Origin of the sequence: Streptomyces sp. NPDC007095, from assembly GCF_040634475.1 — a bacterium.
GTDB lineage: Bacteria > Actinomycetota > Actinomycetes > Streptomycetales > Streptomycetaceae > Streptomyces.
Window position 1 is genome coordinate 1 of sequence record NZ_JBEYFS010000409.1, and the last position, 5,372, is coordinate 5,372.

Genomic DNA, 5,372 nt, shown 5'->3' on the forward strand with positions numbered 1-5,372 from the left:
GAGCCCCACGGTGTCCTCCTCCAGACGGACCGTGGCGACGTGCGGCAGACGCTCCGACCACCGGTTCGCCTCGTTGATGAAGGCGAACACGTCCTCGGCGGACCCGTCGACGTAGACGGTGTCCTCGAAGGAGAAGGTCACCTCCTCCGCCGCGTGCGCGAACTCGACGTTCTTCTTCAGCGCGGCAAGCTCGGAGCGGCTGTTCTTGTCGACGGCCCGGTCGATCCAGAGGAGGTCGTGCGGGTCGTCGTCGACGGCGCGGTAGTCGTGCAGCAGCCGTACCCGGGACTCGTTCTCGCCGAGCGGCTCGATGATCCAGGTCCCGCCCATCTCGGCGACCGGCGGGGCGGTCACCTCCTGGCGGAAGGTGATGCGCAGGGCCTCGGGGTCCAGTTCGCGGCGCGAGGTCCAGTTCTTGGCCTCGCCGTTGGCGGTGGCCCAGATCCGTATCCGCTCCTGGGAGCCGTCGTGCTCCACTCGGTCCACGTGGATGGTGGGCGGGAAGATCCGGGGCCAGTTCGTGACCTCCGCCAGCAGCCGGTACACGGCCGGTGCGGGCGCGGCGATCGTGATCTCGTGCTCTACCTCACGGGTCGTCATGACGCTTTCTTCTCCATGGCTGGGTACGGGCTGCCGGTCGGTGGGGGGTGCTCAGAAGTTGCCGAGTCCGCCGCAGACGTTGATGGCCTGCGCGGTGACCGAGGCGGCCGTGTCGGAGGCGAGGTAGGCGACCATGCCGGCGACCTCCTCGGGGGTGGAGTAGCGGCCGAGCGGGATCTTGGCCTGGAACTTCTCGAGGATGGCGTCCTCGGAGGTGTCGTAGGCGGCCGCGTATCCGGCGCGCACGCGCTGGGCCATCGGCGTCTCGACATAACCGGGGCAGACGGCGTTCACGGTGATGCCGGTGGGGGCCAGCTCATTGCCGAGGGCCTTGGTGAAACCGACCACGCCGTGCTTCGAGGCGGAGTAGGGGGCACCCAGGACCACGCCCTGCTTGCCGGCCGTGGAGGCGATGTTGATGATGCGGCCACGGCTCTTGTGGCGCATGCCGCCGGTGTTGAGCACCTCCCGCGTCAGCCGGAACACGCTGTTGAGGTTGGTGTCGATGACATCGGTCCACAGCTCGTCCTCGATGTCGGCGGTGACGCCGCCACCGGACCGGCCGGCGTTGTTGACCAGGACGTCGACGGTGCCGAAGCGGTCGACCGCGGCCTGCACGAAGGCGCCGACCGAGGCGGGGTCGCGGACGTCGAGGACCGTGCCGTCGGCGTCGATGCCCTCCTCCTGGAGGATCTTGACGGTCTCGGCGACGTTGTCCGCGCTGCGGGCGCCGATGAACACGCGGTGGCCGGCCGCGGCCAGCGCCCGCGCGGACGCGAGGCCGATGCCGCTGGTGGCCCCCGATATGAGAGCGACCCGCTTTTCCAGCGTTGACATGTGCTTCCTCTCCCTTTGTTCTGCGGGGGTGCGGCGGAGCCGGACCGGACGAGGTCAGGTGAAAGGTTTCGCCCGGTCCGGGAACGCCGTCGGGCGTCAGGCGGCGGCGGGCTCGTCGGCGCCGAACTGCTGGTTCACGGCCTCGATGAGGGCACGCGGGGTGTCGGCGTCGGTCAGCAGGTCCTCGTCGAGGACGATCCCGTACTCGCGCTCTATACGGCTGCCGGTCTCCAGGAGCGCCAGCGACTCGTAGCCGAGGACTTCGAACGGCTCGTCGAGGATGTCGCCGTCGAGGTCGACGCCCTCGTCGACGCCGGCGCCCTCCTGGAGGATGCGGCGCAGGTCGTCCAGGGTGAATTCCGAAGTGGACACGTGGGTTCCTTCCCAGGTCGAAATGGATCGTTCAGTCGGGGGTCTCGGGGGCGTCGGAGGCAGGGGGAGTACCGGTCAGTCCACGGCGCGGACCACGACGGCCGAGTTGAAGCCGCCGTAACCGCGGGCCAGGACCAGGGCGGTACGCACCTGGGCGGTGCGCGACTGGTTGAGGACCAGGTCGAGGCCGTACTCCTCGTCGGGGTTGATGTGCACCGTCGGAGGGATGAGGCCCTCCTCGATGGCCAGCAGCGCGGTGGCGACGTCGAGCGGGGCCGCGCCGGAGTACAGCCGGCCCGTCATCGTCTTGGGCGCGGTGACCGGGACGCCCCGGACACCGAAGACCGCCGAGATCGCGTCGGCCTCGATACGGTCCAGCTCCGGCACGCCCGCCGCGTCCGCGAAGACCACGTCGACGTCCTCGGGGGCGGTGTCCGCGTCGGCGAGGGCGAGTTCGATCGCCTTGCGCAGGGCGGGCTCGCGGTCGCTGCCGGGCCGCGGGTCGAACGTCGAGCCGTAGCCCGCGATCTCGCCGTAGATCTTGGCGCCGCGCTCGCACGCCGACTCGGCCGACTCCATGATCAGGATGGCGCCGCCCTCGCCCGGTACGTAACCGGCCGCGTCGGCGTCGAAGGGCAGGTAGGCACGGGTCGGTTCGTCGCTGGTGCTGAGCCGGTCGCCGGCCATCTGCGCCACCCAGCCCCAGGGACAGATCGACGCGTCGACGCCCCCGGAGACGATCATCGGGGTGCCCTTGCGGATGAGCCGCCGGCCGTGCGCCACCGCGTCGAGACCGCCGGCCTCGTCGCTGACGATGACGCCGCTGGGGCCCTTGAGCCCGTTGCGGATGGAGATCTGGCCGCTGTTGACGGCGTAGAACCAGGCGAAGGACTGGTACGCGGACACGTACTGGCTGCCCTGGCTCCACAGCTTCTCCAGCTCGCCCTGGCCGAACTCGAAGCCGCCCGAGGAGCTGGCCGTGACGACGCCCATGTCGTACTGGGGCAGTTCCTTGGGGTCGATGCCCGCGTCCGCGAGCGCCCACTCGGCGGCGACCAGCGCCATGCGCGTCATGTGGTCGGTCTGCGGCAGCAGCCGGCTCGGCAGCACGTCCGCGGCGACGAAGCCGGGCACCTCGCCCGCCAGGGTCGACGGGTAGGAGGACGGGTCGAAGCGGGTGACCCGCCCGATGCCGTTCTTGCCGGTCCGGGTGGCGGCCCAGTAGTCCTGTGTGCCCAGTCCGTTGGGGGCGGCGATGCCCAGACCGGTCACTACCACCGTGGTGGTCATGCCACGCTCCTCTCGGGACGCGCCAGCACCATGGCGCTCTGGAAGCCCCCGAAGCCGCTGCCGACCGTGAGCACCGCGTCGGTGAGCTGCTCGCGGGCGACCAGCGGCACGTAGTCGAGGTCGCACTTGGGGTCGGGGGTGGTGAGGTTGGCCGTGGGCGGCACGACGTGGTTCTCCATCGCCAGCGCGGACGCGGCGATCTCGATGGAGCCGATCGCGCCGAGCGAGTGCCCGACCATCGACTTGATCGAGCTGACCGGGGTCCGGTAGGCGTGGTCGCCCAGGCTCCGCTTGAACGCCTCGGTCTCGTGGCGGTCGTTCTGCTTGGTGCCCGAGCCGTGCGCGTTGATGTAGTCGATCTCGGTCGGGTTCATCCTGGCCTCGTCGAGTGCGACCGTGATGGCCTCGGCCATCTCCGCCCCGTCGGGGCGCAGACCCGTCATGTGGTACGCGTTCGAGCGCGTCGCATAGCCCGCGATCTCGGCGTAGATGTGCGCACCGCGCCGCTTGGCGCTCTCCAGCTCCTCCAGGACGAACACGGCGGCACCCTCACCGAGGACGAACCCGTTGCGGGTCCCGTCGAAGGGGCGCGAGGCGCGCTCGGGTACGTCGTCCCGGGGCGTCGTCGCCTTGATCGCGTCGAAGCACGCCATCGTGATCGGCGAGATCGGGGCGTCGGACGAACCCGTGATCATGACGTCGGCCGAGCCCTCACGGAGCAGTTCCACGGCGTGCCCGACCGAGTCGATGCCGGACGTACAGCCCGTGGAGACCACCGTGTTGGGGCCCTGCGCACCCACGGCCCACGCGACCTCGGCCGCGAAGGAGCTGGGGACCAGGTAGTTGTACAGATGCGGGGCCGTGTAGGCGTGGTCGACCAGGTGAAGCCGGCCGCCGTCGCTGACGACGTTGTACTCCTCGTCCAGACCCATGGTCGCGCCGACCGCGCTGCCGATGGTGACGCCGACGCGGTACGGGTCGTAGGCGTCGATGTCGATACCGCTGTCGGCGACCGCGCCGCGGGCCGCGACCACCGCGAACTGCGCGGCGCGGTCCATCCGGCGTATCTCCTGCGGGCGCAGTCCGTGCTCCGCCGGATCGAAGTCGATCTCGGCGGCGACCCGGGAACGGAACGGGCTGGGGTCGAAGAACGTGATGCGGCGGGTGGCCGTACGGCCCTCGCTCAGCAGGTTCCAGAAGTTCTTCGCCCCGACACCACCGGGGGCGAGCACCTCGATACCGGTGATGACAACTCGTCGGCCGGTCACGCGGACGCCTCCCAGTTGTAGAAGCGTGTGGCCATCGCGTCGGCCGGGGAGCGCCAGGTGGCCGGGTCGTACGCCTCGATGAACGGCTTCAGGTCCTCGCTGATCTGTATGAAGCGGGGGTCGTGCCGGGCGTGCTGGATCAGCTCGCCGCCGTTGTCCGCGTCGAAGTCCTGGAGGTGGAAGTACAGACCCCGGTACTGGAAGAGCTGGCGCCGGCGCGTGCCCATGCGGTGCGGCATTTCCGTGTCGTCGAAATCACCGAAAATCTTCGCGACGTCGACGCTCGACCCGGGATCCATCCGAGCCACAATCAGCGTGCTGTACATACGTTTCCCTCTCCTCGGGGCCCACCACACAACAGTTGACGAAAGCTCATATTCAGTATCTTGGGCGGTACGAGCGGTTTCAATATTCCCTGTGTCAGGGAATTGTCAGACCGGTTCAGAATTGCGCTGGAGAATGCCGGGGAATGCCAGGCAATGCCCCGGGAATTCAGCTGGTGATTTCGCACATGGCGGCGCCCGAGGCGACGGACGCGCCCACTTCGGCGGTGAGGCTCCTGACGATCCCCGAGCGGTGGGCGTTGAGGGGCTGTTCCATCTTCATGGCCTCCAGGACGACGACGAGGTCGCCCTCCTTGACCTCCTGGCCCTCCTCGACCGCGACCTTGACGATCGTGCCCTGCATGGGCGAGGCGAGCGTGTCACCGGAGGCGACCGGGCCGGACTTCTTGGCGGCGCGGCGCTTGGGCTTGGCGCCGGCGGCGAGGCCGGTGCGGGCCAGGGACATGCCCAGCGAGGACGGCAGCGAGACCTCGAGGCGCTTGCCGCCGACCTCGACGACAACCGTCTCGCGGCCCGGCTCCTCGTCGGTCTCGGTGTCCGCGGGAGCCGTGAACGCGGGGATCTCGTTGGCGAACTCGGTCTCGATCCAGCGGGTGTGGACCGTGAACGGGTCGGCGGAGCCGGTCAGTTCGGGGGCGAAGGCCGGGTCCTTGACGACCGC

At 69.6% G+C, this 5,372-nt stretch carries 7 protein-coding genes; all 7 read right to left on the reverse strand.

The features are described from left to right. On the reverse strand, positions 1 to 600 hold a 600-nt coding region (locus ABZ656_RS56105), incomplete at its 3' end, for an SRPBCC family protein (RefSeq protein WP_360280202.1). 51 nt (positions 601 to 651) lie between these two features. Next, the gene (gene fabG, locus ABZ656_RS56110; RefSeq protein WP_060898869.1) at positions 652 to 1,437 is read right to left on the reverse strand and encodes a 3-oxoacyl-ACP reductase FabG; all 786 of its coding nucleotides are present in this window, start codon (positions 1,435 to 1,437) and stop codon (positions 652 to 654) included. Between the two features lie 96 nt (positions 1,438 to 1,533). Continuing rightward, on the reverse strand, positions 1,534 to 1,809 hold the full coding sequence (locus ABZ656_RS56115) for an acyl carrier protein (RefSeq protein WP_054237212.1): 276 nt from the start codon (positions 1,807 to 1,809) through the stop codon (positions 1,534 to 1,536). A gap of 75 nt (positions 1,810 to 1,884) precedes the next feature. Continuing rightward, complete coding sequence (locus ABZ656_RS56120) at positions 1,885 to 3,099, reverse strand: ketosynthase chain-length factor (protein ID WP_101399153.1); 1,215 nt, start codon at positions 3,097 to 3,099, stop codon at positions 1,885 to 1,887. Next, positions 3,096 to 4,367: a beta-ketoacyl-[acyl-carrier-protein] synthase family protein gene (locus tag ABZ656_RS56125; RefSeq protein ID WP_101399151.1), complete on the reverse strand. Its 1,272-nt coding sequence runs from the start codon at positions 4,365 to 4,367 to the stop codon at positions 3,096 to 3,098. Before ABZ656_RS56125 ends, ABZ656_RS56120 begins: the two co-directional genes overlap by 4 nt. After that, positions 4,364 to 4,693: a TcmI family type II polyketide cyclase gene (locus ABZ656_RS56130; RefSeq protein WP_054237209.1), complete on the reverse strand. Its 330-nt coding sequence runs from the start codon at positions 4,691 to 4,693 to the stop codon at positions 4,364 to 4,366. The genes ABZ656_RS56125 and ABZ656_RS56130 overlap by 4 nt, the downstream gene beginning before the upstream one ends. A 166-nt stretch (positions 4,694 to 4,859) precedes the next feature. After that, positions 4,860 to 5,372, reverse strand: a 513-nt coding sequence (locus ABZ656_RS56135) for a biotin/lipoyl-containing protein (protein ID WP_360280207.1), incomplete at its 5' end; no start/stop codon positions are given.